Origin of the sequence: Renibacterium salmoninarum ATCC 33209 (genome assembly GCF_000018885.1) — a bacterium.
Taxonomy (GTDB): Bacteria; Actinomycetota; Actinomycetes; order Actinomycetales; family Micrococcaceae; genus Renibacterium; species Renibacterium salmoninarum.
On sequence record NC_010168.1, the window covers coordinates 2,865,457 to 2,889,870 of the forward strand.

22 protein-coding genes, 1 tRNA gene and 3 pseudogenes are annotated in these 24,414 nt (G+C 56.3%); 6 read left to right on the forward strand and 20 right to left on the reverse strand.

All coding sequences use genetic code 11. The annotated features are described in order from the left end of the window. Position 1: 1 nt before the first annotated feature. Positions 2-1,426 (reverse strand): D-alanyl-D-alanine carboxypeptidase/D-alanyl-D-alanine endopeptidase, encoded by a 1,425-nt coding sequence (gene dacB, locus RSAL33209_RS14160; protein ID WP_041684844.1) that lies wholly within the window; start codon positions 1,424-1,426, stop codon positions 2-4. A 143-nt stretch (positions 1,427-1,569) separates the two neighbouring features. On the opposite strand from dacB, the gene RSAL33209_RS14165 reads away from it, so the two are divergent. Continuing rightward, positions 1,570-2,061, forward strand: a complete 492-nt coding sequence (locus RSAL33209_RS14165) for an inorganic diphosphatase (protein WP_041685863.1) — start codon at positions 1,570-1,572, stop codon at positions 2,059-2,061. 122 nt (positions 2,062-2,183) lie between these two features. Here RSAL33209_RS14165 and RSAL33209_RS14170 read toward each other — a convergent pair whose 3' ends face one another. After that, positions 2,184-3,026 (reverse strand): HAD family hydrolase, encoded by an 843-nt coding sequence (locus tag RSAL33209_RS14170; RefSeq protein ID WP_012246583.1) that lies wholly within the window; start codon positions 3,024-3,026, stop codon positions 2,184-2,186. 228 nt (positions 3,027-3,254) lie between these two features. Then, a complete protein-coding gene (gene serS, locus RSAL33209_RS14175; protein WP_041684845.1) occupies positions 3,255-4,535 on the reverse strand; it encodes a serine--tRNA ligase in 1,281 nt (426 codons plus the stop codon). Positions 4,536-4,614: 79 nt separating this feature from the next. Here serS and RSAL33209_RS14180 point away from each other — a divergent pair, with 79 nt between their 5' ends. Then, positions 4,615-5,667 carry a diacylglycerol/lipid kinase family protein gene (locus RSAL33209_RS14180; RefSeq protein ID WP_012246585.1) on the forward strand — a complete coding sequence of 351 codons (1,053 nt, stop codon included), beginning with the start codon at positions 4,615-4,617 and terminating at the stop codon, positions 5,665-5,667. A 5-nt stretch (positions 5,668-5,672) separates the two neighbouring features. Here the strand turns inward: RSAL33209_RS14180 and RSAL33209_RS17660 are convergent, their stop codons facing one another. From RSAL33209_RS17660 to RSAL33209_RS14190, 3 genes are all read right to left on the reverse strand, one after another. Then, on the reverse strand, positions 5,673-5,843 hold the full coding sequence (locus RSAL33209_RS17660; RefSeq protein ID WP_012246586.1) for a hypothetical protein: 171 nt from the start codon (positions 5,841-5,843) through the stop codon (positions 5,673-5,675). 79 nt (positions 5,844-5,922) lie between these two features. Beyond that, positions 5,923-6,846, reverse strand: coding sequence for a prephenate dehydratase (pheA, locus tag RSAL33209_RS14185; protein ID WP_012246587.1), 924 nt, complete (start codon positions 6,844-6,846; stop codon positions 5,923-5,925). 26 nt (positions 6,847-6,872) lie between these two features. After that, on the reverse strand, positions 6,873-7,199 hold the full coding sequence (locus RSAL33209_RS14190) for a rhodanese-like domain-containing protein (protein ID WP_041684847.1): 327 nt from the start codon (positions 7,197-7,199) through the stop codon (positions 6,873-6,875). A 102-nt stretch (positions 7,200-7,301) separates the two neighbouring features. On the opposite strand from RSAL33209_RS14190, the gene RSAL33209_RS14195 reads away from it, so the two are divergent. Both RSAL33209_RS14195 and RSAL33209_RS14200 read left to right on the forward strand, forming a co-directional pair. Next, positions 7,302-8,030, forward strand: coding sequence for a Type 1 glutamine amidotransferase-like domain-containing protein (locus RSAL33209_RS14195; RefSeq protein WP_012246589.1), 729 nt, complete (start codon positions 7,302-7,304; stop codon positions 8,028-8,030). Between the two features lie 37 nt (positions 8,031-8,067). Beyond that, positions 8,068-9,111 (forward strand): annotated as a pseudogene (locus RSAL33209_RS14200) (peptide MFS transporter); the annotation flags it as partial. 29 nt (positions 9,112-9,140) lie between these two features. Here RSAL33209_RS14200 and RSAL33209_RS14205 read toward each other — a convergent pair. From RSAL33209_RS14205 to RSAL33209_RS14220, 3 genes and pseudogenes are all read right to left on the reverse strand, one after another. Then, positions 9,141-10,406, reverse strand: a pseudogene (locus RSAL33209_RS14205) (IS3 family transposase). Between the two features lie 12 nt (positions 10,407-10,418). Further along, the gene (locus RSAL33209_RS14215; RefSeq protein ID WP_233494218.1) at positions 10,419-11,243 is read right to left on the reverse strand and encodes an AMP-binding protein; all 825 of its coding nucleotides are present in this window, start codon (positions 11,241-11,243) and stop codon (positions 10,419-10,421) included. A gap of 102 nt (positions 11,244-11,345) precedes the next feature. Beyond that, positions 11,346-12,077 (reverse strand): transporter substrate-binding domain-containing protein, encoded by a 732-nt coding sequence (locus RSAL33209_RS14220; RefSeq protein ID WP_080503836.1) that lies wholly within the window; start codon positions 12,075-12,077, stop codon positions 11,346-11,348. Between the two features lie 152 nt (positions 12,078-12,229). Here RSAL33209_RS14220 and RSAL33209_RS14225 point away from each other — a divergent pair, with 152 nt between their 5' ends. Then, the gene (locus RSAL33209_RS14225; RefSeq protein ID WP_145962096.1) at positions 12,230-13,354 is read left to right on the forward strand and encodes an SGNH/GDSL hydrolase family protein; all 1,125 of its coding nucleotides are present in this window, start codon (positions 12,230-12,232) and stop codon (positions 13,352-13,354) included. Positions 13,355-13,397: 43 nt separating this feature from the next. On the opposite strand, the pseudogene RSAL33209_RS18985 reads toward RSAL33209_RS14225, so the two are convergent. After that, a pseudogene (locus RSAL33209_RS18985) lies at positions 13,398-14,435 on the reverse strand (CocE/NonD family hydrolase C-terminal non-catalytic domain-containing protein). Beyond that, positions 14,413-14,910, reverse strand: a complete 498-nt coding sequence (locus RSAL33209_RS16615; protein ID WP_049759010.1) for a CocE/NonD family hydrolase — start codon at positions 14,908-14,910, stop codon at positions 14,413-14,415. The pseudogene RSAL33209_RS18985 and the gene RSAL33209_RS16615 overlap by 23 nt, the downstream one beginning before the upstream one ends. Positions 14,911-15,045: 135 nt before the next feature. Here RSAL33209_RS16615 and RSAL33209_RS14235 point away from each other — a divergent pair, with 135 nt between their 5' ends. Then, complete coding sequence (locus RSAL33209_RS14235; RefSeq protein WP_049759011.1) at positions 15,046-16,572, forward strand: FAD-dependent oxidoreductase; 1,527 nt, start codon at positions 15,046-15,048, stop codon at positions 16,570-16,572. 75 nt (positions 16,573-16,647) lie between these two features. Here the strand turns inward: RSAL33209_RS14235 and RSAL33209_RS14240 are convergent. From RSAL33209_RS14240 to obgE, 9 genes are all read right to left on the reverse strand, one after another. Continuing rightward, positions 16,648-16,723, reverse strand: a tRNA-Ala gene (locus RSAL33209_RS14240). A gap of 95 nt (positions 16,724-16,818) precedes the next feature. Then, positions 16,819-17,457, reverse strand: coding sequence for a histidine phosphatase family protein (locus tag RSAL33209_RS14245; RefSeq protein ID WP_012246596.1), 639 nt, complete (start codon positions 17,455-17,457; stop codon positions 16,819-16,821). Then, positions 17,454-17,816, reverse strand: a complete 363-nt coding sequence (gene rsfS / locus RSAL33209_RS14250) for a ribosome silencing factor (protein ID WP_041684849.1) — start codon at positions 17,814-17,816, stop codon at positions 17,454-17,456. Before rsfS ends, RSAL33209_RS14245 begins: the two co-directional genes overlap by 4 nt. 21 nt (positions 17,817-17,837) lie before the next feature. After that, complete coding sequence (locus RSAL33209_RS14255) at positions 17,838-19,286, reverse strand: hypothetical protein (RefSeq protein ID WP_012246598.1); 1,449 nt, start codon at positions 19,284-19,286, stop codon at positions 17,838-17,840. 31 nt (positions 19,287-19,317) lie between these two features. Beyond that, positions 19,318-19,995 carry a nicotinate-nucleotide adenylyltransferase gene (nadD, locus tag RSAL33209_RS14260; protein WP_411741001.1) on the reverse strand — a complete coding sequence of 226 codons (678 nt, stop codon included), beginning with the start codon at positions 19,993-19,995 and terminating at the stop codon, positions 19,318-19,320. Beyond that, complete coding sequence (locus RSAL33209_RS14265) at positions 19,961-20,209, reverse strand: hypothetical protein (RefSeq protein WP_012246600.1); 249 nt, start codon at positions 20,207-20,209, stop codon at positions 19,961-19,963. Before RSAL33209_RS14265 ends, nadD begins: the two co-directional genes overlap by 35 nt. A 56-nt stretch (positions 20,210-20,265) precedes the next feature. Then, positions 20,266-21,612 (reverse strand): glutamate-5-semialdehyde dehydrogenase, encoded by a 1,347-nt coding sequence (locus RSAL33209_RS14270; RefSeq protein WP_012246601.1) that lies wholly within the window; start codon positions 21,610-21,612, stop codon positions 20,266-20,268. A gap of 44 nt (positions 21,613-21,656) precedes the next feature. Beyond that, positions 21,657-22,790 carry a glutamate 5-kinase gene (proB, locus tag RSAL33209_RS14275; RefSeq protein WP_012246602.1) on the reverse strand — a complete coding sequence of 378 codons (1,134 nt, stop codon included), beginning with the start codon at positions 22,788-22,790 and terminating at the stop codon, positions 21,657-21,659. Further along, positions 22,780-24,384, reverse strand: a complete 1,605-nt coding sequence (gene obgE / locus RSAL33209_RS14280; RefSeq protein WP_012246603.1) for a GTPase ObgE — start codon at positions 24,382-24,384, stop codon at positions 22,780-22,782. The genes proB and obgE overlap by 11 nt, the downstream gene beginning before the upstream one ends. Positions 24,385-24,414: the final 30 nt, after the last annotated feature.

Here is a 24,414-nt window from a genome sequence, read left to right on the forward strand (position 1 = left end):
TTCAACGGCAGCCACAACCGGCTAGCACGGCAGCCGCCTTGTCTAAAAGTGGTTGCGCGGCTGCACTACCAGCATTGAAGTCGTTGGCCATCAAAGAGAAGATCAATAACCGCCCATCCAGATCGACCACGTAGCCAGTCAACGTCATCACGGTGTTGAGTGTGCCGGTTTTCGCCCTAATGAGACCTGCTGCATTTGAAGTTGCCGCGGTTCCATATCGGTTTTCCAAAGTCCCGCTCAAGCCTGCGATCGGCAAGCCGTCCACCGCGCGTCGAACATTCGCGTCAGGGCCCTGAGTCATGAGACGCATTACTTGGCCCAGAAGTGCCGCACTGACCCGATCAGCGGGTGCCAGACCACAATTGTCAAAGATTTTCAGCCCCTCGGTGGCCAGGCCCAGCCCCTTGACGGTTGATTCGGTCACGGCAATTGAGTCGTCGGAGCTGCCAGATTTTTGCTGCGAGATTGCGCTCATCCGAGCCAGCACTTCGGCAACGAAATTGTCCGAATTTTGCAACATGTAACCGACTTGCTCGGCGATTGTCGCTGACTGTACCGAGGCTAAGACATTCTTGGTCGTGTCATTGAGCGTCAAATCTGCCCCGGCGGCTCGAACAGAATCCACGCTGGCGGGCAGGCCAGCTTGGCTCAAGGCGGCGGCAAAAGCTTGTGCGGAGGCAAAAGCTGAGTCTTTTGGCCGGCCAGCGACTGATTTAACGTCAGCACGGGCCGAATTGACGGCAAGCGGAAAAATCGGTGCAATCTCGCCCACGGCAACATCGCCTGGATCCCACGCCGGGTTGAGTGCTGGACCGGTGAAGATCGAGTCATCAATTATTACGCGTAGCGGAGCTGGGCCGGCGGAACCAGCGAGCGCGGCAACTACTCGCTGCGCAAGCGTGGCTAATCCGGCATGGCCGTTGACCGCGCCAGCTACGGATTCACCGGCAGCCAAAAGCGAATCGCCACCGGCGCGGAGCACAATCGTGCCCGGCTCGGTACCGCGAAAAACCTTGGTTTCCAAACGTGAGTCTGCGCCAAGATTTTTCAACACGGCGGCGGCAGTTAGTAGCTTCAAGTTGGAAGCAGGAATCGACGGCGCCTCTGATTTACGATCAAAAAGCACCGCTCCGCTGGCCGCATCCAGCACTTGGGCGGTGAAATTCCCTTGATCCGACACCAAAATTGAATCCAGTAACGGGCCCAACTTTGCGGCATCCACCTTGGCAGCATCTGGCTTAAGCGATCCGGCAAGAGTTACTTGGCTGAGCGCGGACGGCGGCTGTTGCAAGGCAGGCAGGTTAGCGAGTTGAGCCTCTGCTGGCGGTAAAAAAGCTGGGATCGCGTTGACCACAACGGGGATTGAAAGCGCAGCGAGTGCCAATGTCAACAACCCGGTTTGCAGGATGCGGGCCGTTCGGCGCATCAACTGTCCTTACTTCAGGCCCTCTAGCTAAGTCGCGCAGAAGGTCAATTCAATTCTTTGGTGCGGCTTATACGCCTATATCCTCATAATAGACGGAGCCGAAGGTTCCCATGGCATTTTTCGAATCCTCAGAAGGAGCGCAAATGAAGCATGATGTGACAATCGAGATCCCCCGCGGCTCACGAGTCAAGTATGAAGTGGACCATGAGACCGGCCGAGTGCGCCTGGACCGGATTCTGTTCACGGCAATGCAGTACCCCACGCATTACGGCTTCTTTGACAACACGCTTGGCGAAGACGGCGACCCGTTGGATGCACTCGTTTTGCTGCAGGAATACGACCTGCACCCCGGCGTGGTCTTGGAAGCACGCCCGATTGCGGTCTTCAACATGACCGACGACGACGGCGGAGACGCCAAAGTTCTCTGCGTACTTGACGATCCGCGTTACGCGCACATTCAAGAGCTGTCCGACGTCGAAGAATTCTTGGTCAAGGAGATCGAGCACTTCTTCACGCATTACAAAGACTTGGAGCCGGGTAAGTGGGTCAAGGCTGAAGGCTGGGCGGACAAGGCAGCTGCCGAGGCAGAGCTTGAAGCTTCGATCAAGCGCTTCGCCGAGACCGAAGGTCACTAGCGCACGCTGAACGGGCACGCACGTCTAATTTGCACTTTGCGGGTAGGAAGGTTCCTGCCCGCAAAGTGCATCGATTGGGTGTGCGTGCCCGTTCAGGTTTAAGCGAATCTGGCTGGGAGAATTTAGAGCAGGCTGCGCAATACCTGGGCCGCGCCGTCGTCATACACAGTGCCGGTGATTTCGGTCGCCGCTTCCTGAACACCTTGCGGTGCTTGCCCCATGGCAACGCCTCGGTGCGCCCAACGAAGCATTTCGACGTCGTTGAACCCGTCCCCGACGGCGACAGTCGCTTCCCTGCCCAAAGCAAGATCTGCTCGGAGCTTTTCTAGCGCGGACGCCTTTGTTACACCTGCGGCGGCAATGTCGAGCCAAGACGACCAACCAACTGCGTAGTCGACGCCGGGCAGACCAATACCTTGCACAGCTGCCTCAAAATCCGCCAGTGGCAGGTCTTTGCTATGCACCACTACCCGCACGGCTTCTGCATCGAGAAGCTCCTCGAAATCAACGCTCCGCGCCTGGATGCCAAAGCTCGCGTCTTGAAAGCTGCTGGTGGAAAGGAACTCGCCGTCAGCAATTTCGACCGCAAACAGTGCAGCTGGCAGGATGCCCCGCAAAGCGGTCAGAGCTGTTCGAGGCGAAAATGTCTCCCTGCGGACCACTTCAAAACCTGAGGGCAGCTCGGGGTTTAGTTTGATGGTGACGCCACCGTTGCTGCAGACGCCATAGCCGGTTTGCAGGCCAATTTTCTCAATCACCGGCAACGTGGCTCCGAGCGAACGTCCCGTGGCGATAATTACCTGATGGCCGGCGTCGACGACGGCGCGCGCCGCATCGCGAACCTCATCCGTCATAGCGCCATCGTGGTCTACCAGCGTGCCGTCAACGTCCAAGGCGACGAGTTTTTGATCAGTTTTTCTCCGGTCTTCGATGCCAGAGGCTGAATATTCAGTCATAGTTTCCATAATCCCAGTGAAACAGATCGACGGGCGTGCTCCTAGGACTCAGGGCACAGCGACCGTGAACTAGAGGTGAATATTCACAGCTTCATCCCCAGTGTGAGTGTTAACCTTCGACACTTTTACACACCGGGTTCACCACTTTTAGACGTCCTCTGCCTCAGGTACAACCCAAAAAGGTAGAAAATTACTCAAACAGCCACAGAAAGTGGTGAACCCTGTTGCAGAAAATCCTTAGACCAGCTCGATGGTCGCCAGTCCGCCCAGGTAAGGACGAAGCTTTTCCGGGACGGTCACGGTACCGTCAGCGTTCTGGTGGTTCTCCAGAATCGCCATAATCCAGCGCGTCGTAGCCAAAGTACCGTTGAGCGTAGCCACTGCTCGGGTGCCTTTGGCATCTTCGCCGGGAATACGCTCGCGAATATTGAGCCTGCGCGCTTGGAACCCAGTGCAGTTGGATGTTGAGGTGAGCTCCCGGTACTGACCTTGGCTGGGCACCCACGCCTCACAGTCGAACTTGCGCGCTGCAGACAAACCCAAATCGCCAGCAGCAGTGTCAATTACCCGATACGGCACCTCCAGTTTGCCCAGCATTTCCTCTTCCCAAGCAAGCATTCGCGCGTGCTCCGCTTCAGCTTCTTCCAAGGGGATGTAAGCGAACATCTCAAGTTTGTTGAATTGGTGCACCCTAATAATCCCGCGGGTGTCTTTTCCAGCCGATCCAGCCTCGCGACGGTAGCAGGAGGACCAACCGGCGTAGCGAATTGGGCCTTTGCTCAGATCAATAATCTCGTCGCTGTGATAACCCGCAAGCGCAACTTCGGAGGTTCCAACAAGGTAAAGGTCGTCCTTTTCCAGCCGGTAAATTTCATCATCATGCTTGACATCAAATCCGGTGCCAGCCATTGTTTCCGGTCGAACCAAAGTCGGGGTAATCATCGGAATGAAGCCGTAGCTAGTCGCCTGATCTAGCGCCATATTCATCAGCGCGATCTCCAGCCGAGCAACCGGGCCCTTCAAGAAGCTAAAGCGTGCGCCTGAAACTTTTGCTCCGCGCTCCATATCGATGCCACCAATAAGCTCGCCGATTTCTAGATGGTCGCGCGGCGCAAAGCCAGCCGCGGCAAAATCGCGAGGCTCTCCGACTGTCTTAACCAGCGCAAAGTCGTCTTCGTCACCGGTGGGCACGCCGTCGATAATCAGGTTGGGAAACGCCCGCACCAACTCGTCTTGTTCGCCCTGAGCCAGATCCGCCGCCGCCGAGGACGCTTTCACTCGCGCGGCGAGATCCTTAACCTGGGCCAGCAATTCCTGTTTTTCCTCGCCTTTGGCCGCGGCCACTCTCTTGCCAAAGGCATTTTGCTCGGCCCGCAGTGCTTCGAACGAGGTGATAGCGCTTTTACGAGATTGGTCGGCGGAGATGATCGCATCCACCATAGATTCCTTGTCACCGCGCGCACGTTGGCTAGCACGGTACTTTTCCGGGTTCTCGTTCAAGTCTTTGACGTCGATCATGAGCACAAGCCTATAGCTTGGGCGGGCTATCGAGTCAGTCGTCATTTCAGGGCCCAGCACCCACTAAGGTTTAAGAACCATGACACCTACCCTTTGGATCGCGATCATCGCCATCGCTGCGATCGCCATATTCATCGTGAGCTGGTGGGGTGTGGGCAAGTTGCAGCAGAAACACACTCGAAGTGCCGTCGGCGAAGCCGCGCAGATAATACCGGCCGGTAAGCAAAAGGTCGCGGTAATTCTCAACCCGGTCAAAGCTCAAGCCGCCCAAGCTCAAGCCTCCATCCGCGAAGCCGTTGCTTCGGCCAATTGGCCAGAGCCGCTGTTCCTCGAAACGACCGTTGCGGACCCGGGCTACTCGCAGGCAAGAAAGGCCTTGAGCTGGGGCGCCGACGTCGTTCTGGTAGGCGGCGGCGACGGCACTGTGCGCGTTGTTGCTGAAGTGCTCAAACATACCGACACTGCGATGGGCTTAGTGCCACTGGGCACCGGGAATCTGTTGGCTCGCAATTTGGAGTTGAGCATCAATGATCTCGAATCCAACGTGCAGACCGCATTATTTGGGCTGCAAAGGCGCATCGACACCGCCACGATGGAACTGGAAAACTCGGTGTCAGGTGCACATTCGGTGCACACCTTCCTAGTTATTGGCGGCGTCGGACTCGACGCCGAGGTTGTTGGCGACACCAATGACGATCTCAAAAAGTCTGTCGGCTGGCTCGCGTATAGCGAAGCAGGCGTCCGGCATTTACCCGGGCGTCGGAAAAAGATCGCGATAGCAATGGACGGCGCACCGGCTCAGCAACGCAAGGTTCGCTCGGTACTTTTCGCCAACTGCGGACTTTTACCCGGCGGAATTGATTTCATTCCGGGTGCGCTAATCGACGACGGAATTCTTGACGTCGTCGTGATGAGCCCGCGCAGCGCCCTTGGCTGGATGGCCATGATGGGGAAAGTCGTCTTCAAACACAATCGAAAACTGCCAGTGATCGATTTCTATCGCTCACAAAACGTGGTTTTACGGACTGCCGTCCCGGAAGAGACACAGCTCGACGGCGACCCCTCGGGTAAAGCCACCAAAGTCACCGTAGCGGTTGAGTCACAAGCGCTCTTAATAAGAGTGAAGTCCTAGCGCCGTTATTTTTCCGGCGCACTCTCAGCAGCGCCAGCCTGAGCTTGATTTCGAATCAACTCTTCTTCTTCGGTGAAACGAAGATCATTGGCCTCATCCACGGCATCGCCTACCGCGTTAATAGTCCAGCTCAGGGTCAAATGTGGCGCCCGGGTTGACGATCGTTCCGTCGTCATTGCTGTCTGACATGATGCCTCCTAAGTTAGTGATACTTGAGGGCAAGCATAGGCCCACAGACTGTTCAGACCCTAACATTTACTCATCGGCGAGCAGGTCATCAAGCCAAAGCTGTGCCGAATCAAAAGCGTCATCGGTGGTATGCCTGGGAACCGTTGGGTACAAGGAGTCTGCGCGGGGATACGAGCCCATAAACCGAATTTGCGGGCTGAGCCGGTGCAAAGCGCGTAGCGCGTCAGCCATCCGGGAATTCGCAATATGCCCCTCAGCATCAACACTGAAAAAGTAGTGGCCCAAAAACTGTCCTGTTGGCCTGGACTCAATCCGGCTCAAGTTAACTCCGCGGGATGAGAACTGATCCAGAATCTCCATCAAGGCGCCAGGATGATCGGCAGGCAAAGGAATCGCCACCGTAGTCTTGTCCGAACCGGTGGCGGCCGGTAGCGGGCCAGGTCGGGAAACCAAAACGAATCTGGTCACCGCACCAACGTTGTCCTCGATTCCTTCTACCAGGATTTCCAGTCCCAGTTGCTGTGCCACCAGCTTCGCGCAGATTGCCGCTTCATAAGCCGGAACGGGCACGGACAACTCGTGCGCTGCTGCCGCCGTTGACGTTGCCGGAACATATTCTGCTTCCGGAATATTTACGCCCGCCCAGATTCTCGTTTGCGCCCAAGCGTGTGGATGAGTACCAACGCGCTTTACCTCGCTAAGTTCAACCCCAGGCCGGGCAGCAAAAACAAAACTCACCGGAACAATAACTTCCCGAATGATCCGTAGTTCTTGCCCCGTAGCAATCGCATCCAGTGTTGCCGAAACTCCACCCTCAACAGAGTTCTCGATCGGCAACATCGCGGCGTCAACCTCACCTGAACGAACTTTCACCAAAGCAGCCGCAGCGCTGGTAGACGGCACTCGATTCGCCTTATCGACGCCTGGGACCTGCAACAGCGCCATCTCGGTGAAGGTGCCTTGCGGGCCCAAATAGGTGTAACTCTGCATTGATATATTCCGATCAGAGGATGTTTCTATCTAACGTTTGGCGGTTCGCCATTTTCCGAAACCATTGGCTTCTCCGCATCTTGCCAAGCGCCCATGCCACCGATGACATTGAGCGCCGAATAACCCTGCGCATTGAGCCATTGCGTTGCGCGGGCCGAGCGGCCACCCGAGCGGCAGATCACATAGAGATCCTCATCAGGATCGAGCTCCTCGAAGCGAGTTGGCAATTCTTCGAGCGGAATGTGTACCGCTCCGGCAATATGGCCTTCATCCCATTCATAGTCCTCACGGACGTCGAGAATTTTCGTACCGTCATTTAGCTCAGTGACCGCTACATTTTCGAACTCGCTCATTGCCACGCTGCCTTCCGCTTTCTTCAGCCAGTTGAGGTTAGGCCCAGCTTATAGTGAGACGATCCACGCCTGAGAAACTGCATCGAAAGTGACGAGTCACAAATGCCAGCTCTTGAACCAACTATTTTGGCTACCTCCGGTGGCTACCGCGAGGGGCACCGCACCGAGCTTGAGCTCAGCGCGCTAGTGCAGTACGCCGTCGAACTCTCCGGTAGCACCGGCCGCGCGCCGAAGCTAACCCATCTGTGTACCGCATCCGGAGATCAACACGCCTTCGCTGGACGGCTTTCAGATGCCGCCCGCGTTGCCGGCTTCGAGCTGATCAACCTGAACCTCTTCGGCATGCCAAATGTCGACGACGTCGAGGCGCACCTACTGGATCAGGATGTGATCTGGGTAGGCGGCGGATCGGTAGTCAATCTACTTGCCGTCTGGCGTGCGCACGGCCTGGACCAGATCTTTCGACGAGTTTGGCAAGCAGGAGTTGTCTTAGGTGGCGTTTCAGCCGGATCGATTTGCTGGTTCCAAGGTGGGGCAACCGACTCATTCGGACCAGAATTACGGGGCGTAACCAACGGCTTAGCCTTACTTCCTTATGGCAATGGCGTGCACTATGACTCGGAAGCTCGCCGCCGACCACTCATTCATAGCATGGTCGAATCGGGTGAACTGGCTGAGACGCATTGCACAAACGACGGCGTCGGCCTGCTTTATCGCCGCACAAAGTTGGTAGAGGCGGTCACTGAGACAGAGAAAAGGGGTGCCTATATTGTGCGCAATGTTGACGGAACCGTGACGGAAGAGCGATTGGAGCCGCGCTTTTTGAGCTGAAATCGAGCGCAAAACTTCGTCAGAAAACGCAGTCAATATGACAGGTTCCTGCCGTAGTGCCAAAATAGAGCAAGTGAGTATCAACACAGACAACGCCGTCACGCCTGAGAAACCAGCTGGCCGCACCTTCTTTGGCCAACCGTTCCCGCTTTTCAACCTATTCAGCATTGAGCTGTGGGAACGCTTCTCCTACTACGGCATGCAGGCCATCCTTGCCTTTTACATGTATTTCTCGCTCACCGATGGTGGGCTGGGAATCGATAAAATCACGACCACTGGCCTGGTTGGTTCGTACGGCGGCGTGGTCTACTTATCCACAATTCTTGGCGCTTGGGTAGCCGACCGCATTCTGGGTTCGGAACGAGTGCTCTTCTTCTCCGGCGTGCTGATCATGGCGGGCCATATTGCGTTGACCCTGATCCCCGGCGCCCTGGGGCTGGGAATCGGCCTGTTGCTAGTTGCGATTGGCTCAGGTGGGCTGAAAGCAAATGCAACCTCGATCGTTGGGGCCCTCTATAGCGAGAAAGACGAACGTCGCGATGCCGGGTTCTCGATCTTCTACATGGGCGTCAACACCGGTGGTTTCATTGGCCCGCTGATCACTGGCTGGCTCATGAACGACTTCGGTTTCCACTGGGGCTTCGGTGCCGCCGCCGTCGGCATGGCACTCGGACTGATCCAGTACACCCTGAAGCGCAAGTCCCTGCCTGATGAAGCACGCGCCGTCCCCAATCCGTTGCCGAAGAAGCACCTTCCGCTGGTGTTTGGCATCGCCGTAGTCGTAGTGATCGTGCTTGCGGTACTTCTGGGCTGGATCACCGCGGGGAACCTTAAATGGGTAGTCGTGACGGTAGTGGTAGTGGCTGCGATTGCCTACTTCAGCGTGATTCTCAGCAGTGCGAAAGTCTCCGGAACTGAGCGCAGCCGGGGCTACTCATTTATTCCGTTGTTCATTGCCAGCGCGGCCTTCTGGTCGCTTTTCCAGCAGCAGTTCACCGTTTTGCCGATCTACGCAGACGAGCGCCTGAACCGCAGTCTGTTCGGCTGGGAGATGCCTGCCGCTTGGGTGCAGTCGATCAATGAATCGCCCCGGTGTGTCCGGAGGGTTTCTCAGACGATGAGCCTGTCGGCGGCTGCCGTGCTCTGGTAGTGATTGTAGTAGTGGTTTTCTAGCTCTACTGGTGGGATGTCTCCGCAGTACTGGTAGAGCCTTCGGTGGTTGTACCAATCGGCCCATTCAGCGGTGCCGATTTCGACTTCTTCTAGAGTCCGCCAGGGCTTGCCGGGTTTGATCAGCTCGGTCTTATAAAGCCCGTTGATGGTTTCCGCCAAGGCGTTGTCGTAACTATCACCCACAGAACCGATCGAGGGGCGGATACCGGCCTGGGCCAGGCGTTCGGTGAAGGCCAAGGAGGCGTATTGAGCCCCGGCATCGTGATGATGAATCACCCCGGAAATCTCAGCCCCGGCCCGTTCACGACTCCAGATTGCCTGATTAACTGCGTTGAGCACTAGCACGGTGTTCATAGAAGCACTCGCTGACCAGCCCAGGATCCTCCGAGAGTAAGCATCGATCACGAAGGCAACATAGACCCACCCGGACCAGGTCGAAACATAGGTGAAATCATCTACCCATAGCCGATCCGGTGCCGTTGGTGTGAAATCACGGCGGACCAAGTCCTTCGCTCGGGCCGCCTTCGAGTCTTTGATCGTGGTGCGTTTGACCTTGCCACGGACCGCACCCTGTATGCCAAGTAACCCCATGAGCCGTTCTACCGTGCACCTGGCCACCGGCACACCTTCACGGTTCATCGCCAACCAGACTTTCCTGGTGCCGTACACCCCGTAATTAGCGGCATACACCTTCTGGATCACGGGCTTGAGCACCTCATCACGTTGTTCTCGGTGAGATCGTGTTTTATCCACCCATTCGTAGTACGTGGACGGGGTGGTCTTCACCCCGTCCCAGTAAGCACCTGGCAGATCGACTCGACACCCCACCGCAATCCATTATTCTCGCGGTGACCGGCATGGTCCTTGATGTATTTCACGATCAGTGTTGTGGCGGTCGAGTTCGACCGCGAAAAAAGCTGAAGCACTCCGAAGGATCGCGTTCGCCCGTTTCAGCTCAGCGTTCTCACGCCGTAACCGTTTCAGCTCGGCCGATTCCGTGCTCGTTGTTCCAGTTCTAGTACCAACATCGATCTCGGCTTGCCGGACCCATTTACGCACCGTTTCCGGCACACCCACACCCAAAAGCTGGGCAACTTTTTGCATCGCCGCCCACGCCGAAGACGCACCCTCCATCTCCGCCACCATGCGCACCGTACGATCCTTCAACTCCTGCGGATACCGTGTCGTAGTTTTCCCTGCCATGTCCTGATCCTCTCAAACAAGAAAGTCTCCGGACACACCGGGGCGATTCACACCCATAAAGATGGTGACTTTATCTCGCTCAATGATCTCTAAAGCCTTCGCTGGATCAAACCGCGGCAATAAGGTCAGCGAAGATCCGGTTCGTATTGCGGCGTTGAGTCCACAGGTCAGACCAAAGATATGAAACAGCGGTAAACCTCCGAAGATCACGTCATTTTCGTTGATCTTGAACATGCCTACACTGACATCGCAATTGCTCAGCAAATTGTCGTGAGTTAGCTCCGCACCTTTGGGATTGCCGGTGGTTCCAGAGGTATAAAGTACGACGGCGGTGTCCCCGGCCGTCGTGTCGGCCATCGCTGGTAGCGCCTCCGTAGCGTCCAATAAAGTCATGAAATTTCCGTCAAGAGGCACTACCTCAACGGGTGTATGTCCTGATTCATCCGCTGCCCTGGCCGCGCCGGCTTGAACCTCCTCAACCACTCCTTCCCAGGCAAAGGCAATTGAGGCGCCCGAGTTTTCCAGATGGAAAGCGACCTCACGCGATTTGAGCAAAGGGTTCATCGGTACGACGATCGCACCAGCTCGCAACGCGCCATAAAAAACAACTGGCATGTACGGCAAGTTCGGGCAGATGAGGGCAATTCGGTCGCCGCACCCCACACCTTTTGCGGCTAGCAGCCCGGCAAGTTTCTGACTGAGCTGATCCAGATCGGTATAGCTGAGCTCGACGTCGTCCATCTTGATAGCCGTGCGATCCGGAAATTTTTCCGCAGAGGAGGTCCAAATTGAGGCGAGGTTCATTGGCTCATTCGGAGCCACTACAACTTCATTCACCGCTAAGCTCCTTTGCAAGCGAGAGACGTTACTGATCAGTAGCTTAGCGTTCACTGCAGAAAATTGCGCTAACCCGACGCCGCCGCTTGGCGCAATCTCAGGCTATGCCAGGGCTGCCACAGTGGCCGATTGATTGGAGCGTAGAAGCGATTGCGCAATGAATCCGCTGCCTTTCAAATCTTCAATAAACTCACGCAGGAACGCCACAGTTTCTGGCCGACGACTCTTACTAGTTCCGAGCGCTTGCTGGATTTCCATAAACCGCTCATCAAGTAATCGATACCCTGAATGCGAGGCGACAAATTCGGAAACGGGTTCTCTAATTCCCGCCCCCACTTCCAAGCCAAGGTTTTCAAAGACCTCAGTACCTTCTTCGTCGCGAACCACTTCAGCCCTTACTAAGCTTCGGCTCAGAAACAGGTCATAGGCCGATCCCTCTTTGACGCCGATCCGAACGCCGCGCTGGTCAACGTCCGCGAGCGAGGAAATCCTGGACTTTTCTGGCACCACATAGACTCCCTCAATCACCACGTAGGGTGCGGTGAAGGCTACTTCAGCCGAGCGAGCGGGATCAATCGCCAAGAAACAAATATCAGCTTGGCCCGAAGCCATCGCTTCAAAAGACTTCCTCGCCGCATCAAAACAGATCAGCTCCAGAGGAACCGTCAGCCTGCTAGCTAGCTCCCGAGCGATGTCCACGGCGACCCCCGTGGGGTGCCTAGCGGCTCCCTGGGCAAACACAGGGTTGCCCAAATTAATCGAAGCTCGTAATGAACCTTTTTGCGCCAAATAAGCGGAGATCGAGACAACATCCATAGCAGCCAGTCTAGACATAGGCCCCAGCAAGCCTTTGACTAATATGCCACCTCGCCAAGCATGTATAGACAACTATTGACAGGTGACTCAAATCACTTTACGGTTTGTTACTGGCTAGTAACTTACTAGCTCTTATCTCTGCAGCATCCTTCAACGACGAAAGATTCACCATGCGGAAAGATAACCAAGCTCGCTTGCTGGGCGCCATTGCACTAACTGCCCTAGTCAGTTCGCAACTCTTTGGCACACTGCCCGCGGAGGCTACAGCAGCAGCTGGCCTACGCGCACCCGCGTCTTTCCTAAGCAATCAAAAACCATTGACCGGGCCGATCGACCGATATGTCGCAATGGGTGATTCCTATGCGGCGGGACCATTGATTCCCAGCACCCGAAGCTCTAATTGCATTCGCTCCACCAACAACTATGCAACCTGGCTGGCCTACAACCGCGGACTCGTGGGTTGGTCGGGCTGGATGAATGATCAATTCCAGGACGTCTCCTGCAGCAGCGCAACCACCGATGCCGCAGCCAACCGTGCCGTCTTCAATCAAGCCAGCCTGCTTCCTGTCGATGAAGCACCCGAACTTGATGCGGTGACCGCAAATACCAATCTCATCACCATCACGATGGGCGGAAACGACGAGGGCCTCTTTGACTCGCTAGTCAGCCAATGTCCTGCAGTAAAAGACCGAGCTCCGGAGGGTTCGCCGTGTCGTGATTTCTTTCGGACTAAAGACGGTCATGATCAATGGGAAGGCACTTTAGCTCGAACCCAGGACCGACTAAGCGATGTTCTGGCAGCTATTCGGCTAAAAGCCGCGCCAGGCGCCAGAATTCTTGTCGTCGGCTACGGCCTACGTTTGCCGGACGACGGGACGGTCTGTAGCGCGGTTGATATTGCCAAGGGCGACTACAGCTACCTTAACGAGCAATCATTCAAGCTCAACCGAGCCCTAGCTGCCGCCGCTAGAGCGCAACAGGTTGGTTTCGTGGATACCTATACCGCAACAGCCGGGCACACCGCTTGCGACCCGAACCCCTTTATTCAGGGATCTTCAACCAACATCTTTTCGGCGGTGTCGAATCATCCGACCAAAGCAGCCATGGTTTCGACGGCGGACCTGATCGACCAGGTCTTACGCGGCAATGCTGCCGCCTCGCCGTCGCAACCAATTCCCATTCTGACAGGAACCCTTGGTCAACCTGTCAGTAGTTCGCAAGCCGAGGTAAATGAGCAGCTGGCCGATCGGCTCAACAACTCAACCGCTGAAAACAGCTCCCTACTGCCAAAATAGGCATCGCCTGGGCCACGTAATCAATGCAGCAGCCTTGCGCGGTTTAGGCGGAAGGAATTACCGGCAACAGCAAGTAGGAAGGCTGCTCGCCGCCGCTATGAATCCGGTGAGTACCGGCGAACACCGCTAAGTCACGATCAACTGGGTCGTTATGCAGGAATTCTGTTGGATCGTTTCGGTCGGCCGCTTGAAGCACTAGTCCCAAACGATGACCTTTGCCAAAGACCCTGCTTGTCGGCAAGATTTCCACGACCGCTGGAACTATTTCATCCGGCACCAAGAGCTCAGGGACTTCGTGTCGGTGCATCGGACGGTACGGCAGCGATCGCTCTTCATCCCAAGCTCGATGCGAGAGCCGCAACCATCCGCGAGCTACCGGGTCACCTAATTGCCCCAAGGTTCCCTCGGACGTTACTTCCTTGCCTTGCTCGTCCAGATCAATGATGATGACAAAAAGATCCATATCTTGCGTGTCAGCACTGACTCAAACGTAAAGCGCCGCCGGCCCGGTAATTTCGACATCGTGCTCAAATGGCGCAGTGAACAGCGTACTTCCACCAGCCGGCGCTGGGTAACTTGTGACAGCCGTTTCAGCCGGTGGCGTCGTATCGAGCGAACCACGAGCAACATCCAGGTGGGACTTCGTCCATTCAGTCCGCGCAATTGGCCATTCAGCCTCTGTTCGCTCAAAGGAACCATCGGGGCCGGAAATGGTTAGGCGAACCGGCGGTTCGTCCTGCCAAGCGGTCTCGTCTCCGGCCAGAAACCGATCAAAAAACCGCTTTTGATATTCACGACCGTGTTCAGAGTGAAATGGTGCATAGTGGTTTCCCTCGTGGATTTCCAGCCATTTATCTGTTGAACCAGCAGCCAGGTAGCCCTCAATATTTCCGCTTAGGTGAAGACCGTAAGCTCGCCAATTCCCAGACGATAACAATGGCACCGTACTCTGAGACAAATCAAGATCGCGCTCCTGGTAATACTCGTCCCGGACCCGATGCTCACGCAGCTCTTTGGTGATGTCTGCGTTGCCAGCAATTGCAGTACGGGGGTTTGGCTCACCAGCCGTCAGTGAAGCCATTACTGAGAATGCCACCGTGGTAGGCCCAATCACGGTAGATGTCCACAGCACCTTCCCACGGCACCATGGCAGCCAAGTGAGGCGGCTGCTTGGCCGCAACATGCCATTGTCCGATTGCGTAGTACGAGATGCCGAGTAAGCCAACCTTGCCGTGACTGCAACTTTGAACGCCGGTCCATTCGATAGCATCGTAGAAGTCGTCCCATTCTTGCGGCGAAAATAAAGCCATCCGACCAGCAGAATTCCCAGTACCTCGTTGATCTACTCGAACCAGTGCATACCCACGCGGCACCCACCAGTCAGGGTTTGGCGTCTCCCACGTCATGTATGGACCATGCTCCGCGATCGCCGCATATGCCTTCGGGTTGAAGTCCGAGAAATGAATATCTTTGCCATACGGTCCATGCACCAGAAGAACCGAATGGCCCAGGTCCGGTTGGGCGAAAGAAATCTGCGCGAAGCACGACGCCGTCACGCGTTGTTACTGCGAGATCTTTTTCGATGGTCAATGCTGTCTGAACTGGCATGAGATCCCCACTTTCGTGTATCAATCGTGATATCAATTCCTTATATACACTAATTGACTATAACGACAAAGGAGCACCCAACCATGGATGCTTTCGATGTCATAGTTGTTGGCGGTGGGCAGGTTGGCATGATGACCGCAGCGCTTTTGGATTCAGCGGGAGTTCGGGTGGCTGTTTTCGAACGCAATAGCGAACCAAGCCATCAAACCCGCGGTTCCACGATGCACCCACGCACGCTTGAGATGTGCAGTACCCTCGACGCCGGCGACGGCCGTCGGGTGAGCGATGTACTGCTCGCCCAAGGTCTAAAGGTCTCAGGTCTTCACTACGGAACGCTTCCAGACTTTCTCGACTATCACGGCCTGGACTCCCCCTTTCCTTTCGGATTGATGATTGCGCAACACCGCACAGAGGCCGCACTCGCAGCACTTCTACGCCACCGAGGGGTGCCGGTATATCTTGGCGCCGAGGTGACCGAGGTGGAACAAACAGAAGATCAAGCGCGAATTCGTTGCAATGATCTTTGGTACTCCGCGAAATATCTGGTCGGAGCCGATGGTGCACGCAGCACTGTACGCAACTTCGCAGGAATTGAATTTTCTGGCACCACGCCCGATGAGATCGGCTACGTTGCGGACGTGTTCATGACAAATCCGCCGCAAGAAACCATTCATTATTGGAATCAGGACTTCGGTCCAGCCAGTGTCGTCCCGCTAACTGACACCACAACTCGGGTATTTGGCATCCTGGCTCGCGACATCCACCTAACGGCTGAAGAGGTGCGCGCTCGGCAGGCCGTTCCGCTAACCACCTCCGATGTGCGTAACGCACTCATCGGCGTCACCGGCCAAGATTTTGGCATGCAAAGCGCGTCTTGGTTATCTAAGTCAAGCCATTCAGCTCGACTCGCGACGAGCTTCCGGAACGGTCGCATCTTTCTCGCTGGCGACGCTGCTCACGTTCACTTCCCAGCTGGCGGCCAGGGGCTCAATGTTGGCATTCAGGATGCTGCCAATCTTGCCTGGAAGCTGGCGGCCGAGATCCAGGGCTGGGCGCCAGAGCGCCTGATCTCAGGTGCCGAAAGTTACGACGCCGAGCGTCGCCCGATTGCCGAACACGTCGTGTTCGACACGCAGGTACAAGATGCCCTGATGCATACATTTAGCCCGGCCGGCGCCGCATTGCGTCAGCTGTTTAGCAGCTTTATTGCCCAAGGTGGCGAGGTTGCCCGGAAATTAGCGGGCTCGGTGTCCGGAATTGCGGTGGCCTACCCTCAGCATCATGACGTCCACGAGCTAGTTGGCACCCGCGCGCCTGACCTTGTCTTGACTGAAGGTAATCTGCAACGCCAACTACAGCCTGATCGTTTCCTGCTCCTCGATTTCGCTTCGAATGCTTCGTTGGAGAGCTTTGCTTCAACGCACGTGGAGGTACGGACTGCCCCACTACCGGCTGGCTCCCACCGAGCCAATTGGGCCGACGTGCAAGTGGCATTGATCCGGCCAGATGGATACATTGCGCATGCCGGGTCCTCGACGACGGGGCTAGCAGAGGTCATTGCGAGCTGGACTGAACCGAGCCTGCAGCCCCTGAACGGGCAGCTAGCGTAAGGCCACAACAGGTTGATCGAAAACAAGAAAACACTGGCCCGCCAATAGGCGGACCGGTGTTTTGTATCTATCGTATGGTGGAGGTAAGGGGATTCGAACCCCTGACCCCTTGCATGCCATGCAAGTGCGCTACCAGCTGCGCCATACCCCCATATTCAGTTGTTTTGCTGCCGGAGTAACTTGTCTATCTTAGAACAGTTCTAAGACCCTTGCCAAATCCAGCACCGGCTGATCCGAGCTATGCAGCTAGCCTTCTTGTTGCACGGGCCGCTCCGGTAACGAACCGGCATTATGCTCGGTAAGTCGCCAGCCAGCGAGTTCGGATCGTTCTTCGATAACAGACCAATGACAATTGGCCAGACCCGACAGAATTCCCCAAGATTCTGGGGCTAGGCCAAGGATCTTGGCTAATCCTGATCTTGCTGCGCCGCCGTGCGTGACCACGACGAGCAGGCCGTCGTTAGAGAGATCCTCTACCGCCGCCAAAACCACCTCGACCATCCGCTCCCCTACTTCAGTAGGGGTTTCACCGCCACCGGGCCGAACGTCCACCGCACCAGATTTCCATTGCGCGGATTCTTCAGGGAAGGCGAGGTCAATTTCAGCGAAGCTAGATCCTTCCCAGCTGCCAGCAAAAGTTTCTCGGAGCCGTGCGTCAACTCCAGGCGTCAGACCAACAGCCGTCGCCAGATACGAAGCAGTTTCGCGAGCTCGGGAGAGATCCGAGCTCAAAATAATCTCTGGCTCAAGTACCGCGAGCAAAGTGGCTGCCCGCTGCGCCTCTAACTTGCCGACGTCGTCAAGCGGGATATCTGCTTGGCCTTGAAACCGGCCACTAGCGTTCCACTCCGTCCGACCGTGCCGAAGATACAGGACTCGCTTCATGAATCGAGTTGCAGATCCACCACTGGGCAGTCTTTCCACAGCCGATCGAGGGCATAGAAGACCCGATCTTCTTCATGCTGAACGTGCACCACAACTTCGATGTAGTCCAGTAATACCCAACGTCCTTCAGAACGACCTTCGCGACGAACCGGGCGGAGGTTTTGCTTGAGCATTTCCTCCTCGATTCCGTCCACGATGGCGTTGACTTGCCTTTCGCTGGGCGCGGAGGCAATCAAGAAAATATCCGTGATAGCTAGTTGATCGCTCACATCCAATGCGACGATATCTAGGGCCAGTTTCTCGGAAGCAGCGTGCGCAGCGGCACGTGCTAGGGCGAGAGAACTATCAGTAGCGGTCAATGTGCTCCTCAAATGGGTGGCTCAACGAGCCATCAATGTAATGATGATCATGCTTACTCCTGCAATCAATGCGCCGAGGCCAATAACAGCCACACCCCATTGCAAAAATCGGTTTCGCTGGACCCGGCCAAGGCCTGCGGTAACGGCATCCAGCGGTTCTAAACCATGCGCGCGCTGCGCAGGCATTGGCGCAACTTCGCCGTCTTTCAAGGCAAGGGACTGATCAGCATTATTTTTGCCGATTACCGCTGGACGAACTCGCGCTGCCTGTTCCGCTAACCGCAGCACTTGCGCGCGGCTGCGTTGGTTCGATTCATCCGCAGCCGAAGCTTGGTCTGCGGTTGGCGCGGCCACCGCTGGCATAGATTTCGGTGGCCGATTGGGCCGAAGCAAGGTTGGATTGGATCTGGTCACAACCGGAACGTGTGAAGTTGCTGGCGCTTGTAAAACTGGACGCTCAACGCCGGGTACCTTCACAAACTGCAGTGGAGTCACCATCGCGAGGTTATACGCCGTTGTGGGGTCATTGAGTTTCTGTCTGGCGTCAGCGCTTTCTTCGGCGAGCCGAGCACGCGCTTGAGCCCGTTCGTTCAGAATAGCCGCCCGCTCTGCCAAAGCTTTTTGCTGTGCTAAAACTTCAAGATCTACCGTCAACGGATCCCCGTTTGGCGGCATCGACTCGAGCTGTGTTCGAGCATCGTTGACGAGCGCATCGCGCTCAGCTAGCGCGGTCGCCATCGACGACGATGCTTCTGCGTTATCGCTAGGCATTGGTTTCGCTGCCGCCAAGGAATCGGCGTCGAGAATTTGCAGCGGATTTGTGGCTGGCGCACGATCGGCGTCAATCTGCTGCTTCCGCAATAGCTTTCGTGAAGGTAGCGGTGCTTCAACTTCAACCGCATCGACAACTTCCCGATATGCTCTGAGCGCCGCTCGATCACGGGCTCTGACTTCGGAGCTTCGTTCGACACGATCTGGAGCTGTACCGTCTGCTGGCACATCGAGCGCGCGGCGGCTCCTTCGTTGTTCGTTGGCTGCCAGCTCGACCCCCTCGGGCAGGTCAGTACCGGATGAAGTAGCAACCGGCGACGCGGCAGCGGAGGTCGACGGCGGTTTTGTTGGAGCTTCAGGCAGCGCAAGTGGCAGTGGAGCTACCGCAGCATTTCGAGCTCGTTCTTCAGCCCGTCGAGTCTGTCTTGTTGACTCCTGCGCGCGTCGGCTTCGCGCGGTGCTCTGAGTGGACTCTACAAGCTGACCTTCGGCAGGCTCTGAATTGCCCGTCAAGGGGGCCGCATGCGAACCATGGTGGCGTACCGGAGCGACTTCTTGAACCGGTTCAGCAGAACTTTCAGGGCTGGGAAACAACGGCACCGAAGGATACGCCGGTGCCTCGACCTCGTTTGACGAGGTGGAAAGCTGCGCACGCCGCAAGTCTTTGCGGCTTCGTGGCTGCTCGGCGTCCTGGCTCATACTTGCGTCTTCCACTGTTCGTTCGTGCTGGTCACTGGTTTTCTTGATCTTCGCCCTGCTGGTACAGGCCGTGCTTGCCGATGTATTGCACGACGCCGTCTGGCACCAAATACCAGACGGGACGCGCCGAAGCCACACGATCGCGACAATCAGTCGAAGATATCGCCATAGCGGGCACCTCCAAAAGGCTTACGTCCTTGCGTCCTGCGTCATCCAATACATGCCCTGGTCGAGTGACGCCGACAAAGTGCGCCAACGACCAAAGCTCATCACTATCTTTCCATGACATGATCTGAGCCATAGCGTCCGCGCCGGTAATGAAGAACAAATCCGCATCCGGCCGCCTTTGACGCAAATCTCGCAAGGTGTCGATCGTGTAGGTCAACCCGGGTCGATCAATATCCACCAGGCTCACGGTGAAACGCGGATTTGCCGCAGTTGCAATGACCGTCATGAGATAACGATGCTCAGCTTCGCTGACCTGACGTTTAGCCTTCTGCCAAGGTTCCCCCGTTGGCACGAAGACGACCTCGTCCAGTTCGAACCTGGCAGCGACCTCACTTGCTGCAACCAGGTGGCCGTGATGAATCGGGTCGAACGTGCCACCCATAACACCCAGCCGCACCCGGCGATTCGGATCACCATGCGGAATCGTGCCGAGTCGCACTTGCTGCTCAGTGATTGGAGGTCGCCTTGACCTCGCCGTGATCGTGGTTATTCGTGTGTTGGCGATGCGGATCTGGCTCTTCTTCATGAGCTTCATGACGGTTACCGAGGTTGGTAAACGACATGGTGATGAACATGAGCAAGAGCAGCACCAGAATTGCCACCACGCCGAACATCCAGAACGGCATAAATAAGGGGGCCGGCTCCTCATGCTCGCTTGCGGCAATGACGGCTGCTCCGACGAGCTGGGTCAGCATTTTTCTCCCTGTAATCGATTCTGGGGAATTTTCTTATCGACACCATGTTACGCGGCTTAGCCGCGAACTTGGCCCTCGCCATGCACAATCCACTTGGTTGTGGTCAATTCGGCCAATCCCATGGGCCCGCGGGCATGCAACTTTTGGGTAGAAATACCCACTTCGGCGCCAAGTCCAAACTCACCGCCGTCGGTAAATCTGGTCGACGCATTCACGATTACTGCCGCCGAATCAATCTCAGCGACGAACTTCTCGGTGTTGAGCAGATTATTCGACAAGATTGCTTCGGTATGACCTGTGGTCCAGCGACGAATGTGCTTGATGGCCTGATCAAGCGAATCGACCATCGCCACGGCCAGATCAAGATCCATATATTCAGTGGCCCAATCATGATCGTCAGCCAGCACCGCCACTACCCCGGCTGGGAGCTTTGCCATGATGCGCTCATCGACGTGCAATCGCACGCCAGCAGCGGCCAAAGCGGACAGGACTGGCCCAAGTGCCTTGGAGCCTTCGTGCACCAAAAGTGTCTCTACCGTGTTGCAAACACTGGGCCGCTGTGTTTTGGAATTCAATAAGATTTCGACCGAAGACTCGACGGCGGCAGATTCGTCGATGAAAATGTGCACATTACCCTCACCGGTTTCGATCACCGGCACCGACGAATTGTCAACGACCGTCTGAATCAACTCATGGCCACCACGTGGAATCAGCACATCCACTCGTCCACGAGCTCGCATCAAGGCAGCAGCACCCTCGCGTCCAAAGGAATCGACGCTTTGGACCGCGTCAACCGATAGCCCCACCTTCTCCAAGGCATCCCGCATGACATTCAGTAATGCCGTGTTCGTTTGCGCCACCGCGCTACCGCCACGCAAAATCACGGCATTGCCGCTCTTGAGCGCCAAACCGGCAATATCTATCGTGACGTTGGGCCGCGCTTCGTAAATCGCGGCTATTACGCCCATCGGCACGTTGACCTGTTGCAGCCGAAGTCCGTTTGGCAGGGTCTGCCCGCGAACAACTGTGCCCACTGGATCAGGCAGTGCGGCAAGGTTTTCCAATGCCACCGCAAGTTTCTTTATCCGCTCCTGATTCAGCGACATCCGATCCAGCAATGCGTCCGAAGTGCCGGATTCCTTGGCCGCCGCGATATCAGCCGCATTCGCTGACAGCACATTGTCTTGGCGGGCCAACAGTTCATGAGCAATAGCTAACAGGGCACGGTCTTTCCAGGCTCGATTAGCGCGACTAAGTTTGCGGGCTGCAGTCCTTGATCGGTCCGCGATCGCAAAGACCGCAGCTTCGACCGGCACGTTATCCGCCGGAGACGAATTCTGCACGCCGTCCTGCTTGGCGTCATCTGCCGTGGAGGCGGTCGCTGAACTGATGAGCTCTGTCATGGATCAAGTGTAATCGCGCGCAGTAGACGAGCAGAAGTTGGGGATCAAATGAGAACTAAGTCATCCACATGGACGACGGCGCGGACGTAGTCTCGGCCCAATTCTCCGGCTAGATCCTTAGTTTTCTTGCCCAGCATCGTTGGCAATTCCGCGGCGTCATAATTGACCAAGCCGTGCGCAAACGTGCGGCCCGCTAAGTCAACTAATTCAACGGCGTCGCCCGCTTCGAACTCGCCGGACACTGCTTTGATTCCGGCTGGCAATAAGGATTTATGTCGTTCCCGGATGGCAGCAACGGCGCCGTCGTCCAGAGTTAACTTTCCGTGGGTGCTAGCCAGATGTGCCAGCCATAGCAACCGAATCGGACGTCGTTCGCCATGCAAACTAAACCAGGTGCCCACATCGGCACCGGCCAAAGCCGCCTCGGCATTCGCTGCTGAAGTAACTAAAGCTGGTGTGCCAAACCCTGCCGCGATGGACGCAGCTTGGACTTTGGTCGCCATTCCGCCAGTACCCACTCCAGCGGAACCGACCGAGCCAATCTTGATTCCGGCAAGATCCTCAGGGCTGCTTATCTGCTCAATTCGCCGGGCTCCGGTGTTTGGCGGCCCGTCGTAGACCGCATCGACGTCGGAAAGCAGCACCATTGCGTCGGCCTTGACGAGGTGCGCCACCAGAGCTGCTAATCGATCGTTGTCACCAAAGCGAATCTCGTGTGTTGCCACGGTGTCATTTTCATTCACGATGGGAAGTACACCGAGATTAAGTAGGCGCTCCAATGCTCTGTACACATTGGCATATTGGGTGCGTCGGGTGAGATCTTCTGCTGTGAGCAGCACCTGACTAACCGTGACATTGTGGCTACCAAAAGCGGCACCGTAGCGGGCCATCAACAGGCTCTGCCCCACGCTCGCAGCCGACTGCTGCGTCGCTAGATCCTTAGGACGTCGGGCCAAGCCCAAAGGGGCTAACCCGGCCGCGATCGCACCTGAGGAGACTAAAATAATCTCGGCGCCTTGCTTCTTTCGAGCCGCCAATACATCGACAAGCTGACTAAGCGCCTGCTCAGATATGCCGCCACTTACCGAGGTGAGTGAGGAAGACCCGACTTTAACGACGATTCGAGAGGCAGTTTTTAAGAGCTCTCGACCGCCGACGACGACGCTATCAGAGCGCATCGCCGTCGTCCGTGCTGGCAGCTTCTCGACTTTCATGCGCTTCGCGGTCACGGCGAGCAGACACAGATTCGGTCCAAATGCCTGCTTTTCGCTCTGACTCAAGCTCAGCTCGCGCAGCAGATTTCGCGTCCCGCCGCTCTTGATACTCTTCACGTTTTTGCGATCGGGTTGGACGGTCGCCCAGATCCGTAAAACGAGGATCGGTGCCACGAGGCCCGCTCAGCAATTCGGCACCGGCCATCATGGTGGGCTCCCAATCGAAGACCACGGCATTTTCGCCATCTTCACCGATTACCACGGTGTCGCCGGGTTTAGCGCCCTTTTTGAAAAGTCCGTCTTCAACACCTAATTTGTTCAGGCGCTCTGCCAAGTAGCCGATTGCTTCTTCGTTAGTGAAGTCCGTTTGCTTCACCCAACGCACTGGCTTAGCACCAAGAACTCGGAACAACGGCTCCAAATTGCGCTCTTCGGGGCGAATGGTGAATTCTTTGCGATTGACCGCACGTGGCCGAAGGACTGGCGGGGTAATTTTGGCTGTGACGACAGTTGCTCGCGCCCGCGCTGCGGTGACTAGTTCTGCCATGGCAAAGGAAAGCTGGCGCAATCCTTCATGGGAAGAAGCGGAAACCTCGAAGACGCGGTAGCCGCGACCCTCTAATTCGGCGCGAACGAACTCTGCCATATCTTTACCGTCAGGGGTGTCGATCTTATTCAACGCCACGAGCTTTGGCCGCTCGTTAAGCGGAATAACTTCGCCGTCAACACCCGCGTAGCTCATATCAACCGCGTACTTTTCAAGCTCCGCTTCAATAATCGCTAAATCGCTAAGAGGATCTCGATCTGATTCGAGCGTCGCAGTATCCAACACATGCACAAGTGCGGTACAACGCTCAACGTGGCGCAGGAAGTGGTGGCCAAGACCTTTGCCTTCACTAGCACCTTCAATAAGCCCAGGCACATCGGCAATGGTGAAGCGAACTTCGCCCGCTTCCACGACGCCAAGATTTGGAATCAAGGTGGTGAAGGGGTAATCCGCAATTTTGGGTCGTGCGGCGCTCATCGCAGCGATGAGGCTGGACTTACCAGCCGATGGGAAGCCAACGAGTGCGATGTCTGCAATCGATTTGAGTTCCAGTACGATATCGGAGGCTTCTCCGTCTACGCCGAGCAACGCGAATCCTGGCGCACGGCGTTTCTGTGAGGACAGCGAAGAATTACCCAAGCCACCTTGGCCACCGGCTGCAGCAACATACTCGGTACCTTCACCAACCAAGTCAGCCAAGACTTCACCGTCTTTAGTTTTCACCACGGTGCCGTCAGGGACCGGCAAGATCAGCGTTTCGCCTTGCTTGCCGCCACGCCAATCGCCCATTCCTTGGCCACCGTTACTCGCGTGTCGGTGCGGTGCGTGGTGGTAGTCCAAGAGCGTGGTTGTTTGGTGCGAAACCCGCAGGATGACGTTACCGCCGTCGCCACCATTGCCGCCGTCGGGACCACCCAGGGGCTTGAATTTTTCGCGCTTGACCGAAACGCAACCGTGGCCACCAGAGCCACCTGAGACGTGGAGCACCACTCTGTCAACAAAGCTTGCCATCGTGATCTCCTTGAATTCAGGGGGCTGGTA

What these genes read in the sequence shown, in the direction of transcription:
- dacB (WP_041684844.1), bottom strand. Translation starts at nt 1,426, where the DNA reads ATGCGCCGAACGGCCCGCATCCTGCAAACCGGGTTGTTGACATTGGCA.
- RSAL33209_RS14165 (WP_041685863.1), top strand. Translation starts at nt 1,570, where the DNA reads ATGAAGCATGATGTGACAATCGAGATCCCCCGCGGCTCACGAGTCAAG.
- RSAL33209_RS14170 (WP_012246583.1), bottom strand. Translation starts at nt 3,026, where the DNA reads ATGGAAACTATGACTGAATATTCAGCCTCTGGCATCGAAGACCGGAGA.
- serS (WP_041684845.1), bottom strand. Translation starts at nt 4,535, where the DNA reads ATGATCGACGTCAAAGACTTGAACGAGAACCCGGAAAAGTACCGTGCT.
- RSAL33209_RS14180 (WP_012246585.1), top strand. Translation starts at nt 4,615, where the DNA reads ATGACACCTACCCTTTGGATCGCGATCATCGCCATCGCTGCGATCGCC.
- RSAL33209_RS17660 (WP_012246586.1), bottom strand. Translation starts at nt 5,843, where the DNA reads ATGACGACGGAACGATCGTCAACCCGGGCGCCACATTTGACCCTGAGC.
- pheA (WP_012246587.1), bottom strand. Translation starts at nt 6,846, where the DNA reads ATGCAGAGTTACACCTATTTGGGCCCGCAAGGCACCTTCACCGAGATG.
- RSAL33209_RS14190 (WP_041684847.1), bottom strand. Translation starts at nt 7,199, where the DNA reads ATGAGCGAGTTCGAAAATGTAGCGGTCACTGAGCTAAATGACGGTACG.
- RSAL33209_RS14195 (WP_012246589.1), top strand. Translation starts at nt 7,302, where the DNA reads ATGCCAGCTCTTGAACCAACTATTTTGGCTACCTCCGGTGGCTACCGC.
- RSAL33209_RS14220 (WP_080503836.1), bottom strand. Translation starts at nt 12,077, where the DNA reads ATGTCTAGACTGGCTGCTATGGATGTTGTCTCGATCTCCGCTTATTTG.
- RSAL33209_RS14225 (WP_145962096.1), top strand. Translation starts at nt 12,230, where the DNA reads ATGCGGAAAGATAACCAAGCTCGCTTGCTGGGCGCCATTGCACTAACT.
- RSAL33209_RS14235 (WP_049759011.1), top strand. Translation starts at nt 15,046, where the DNA reads ATGGATGCTTTCGATGTCATAGTTGTTGGCGGTGGGCAGGTTGGCATG.
- RSAL33209_RS14245 (WP_012246596.1), bottom strand. Translation starts at nt 17,457, where the DNA reads ATGAAGCGAGTCCTGTATCTTCGGCACGGTCGGACGGAGTGGAACGCT.
- RSAL33209_RS14255 (WP_012246598.1), bottom strand. Translation starts at nt 19,286, where the DNA reads ATGAGCCAGGACGCCGAGCAGCCACGAAGCCGCAAAGACTTGCGGCGT.
- RSAL33209_RS14265 (WP_012246600.1), bottom strand. Translation starts at nt 20,209, where the DNA reads ATGCTGACCCAGCTCGTCGGAGCAGCCGTCATTGCCGCAAGCGAGCAT.
- RSAL33209_RS14270 (WP_012246601.1), bottom strand. Translation starts at nt 21,612, where the DNA reads ATGACAGAGCTCATCAGTTCAGCGACCGCCTCCACGGCAGATGACGCC.
- proB (WP_012246602.1), bottom strand. Translation starts at nt 22,790, where the DNA reads ATGCGCTCTGATAGCGTCGTCGTCGGCGGTCGAGAGCTCTTAAAAACT.
- obgE (WP_012246603.1), bottom strand. Translation starts at nt 24,384, where the DNA reads ATGGCAAGCTTTGTTGACAGAGTGGTGCTCCACGTCTCAGGTGGCTCT.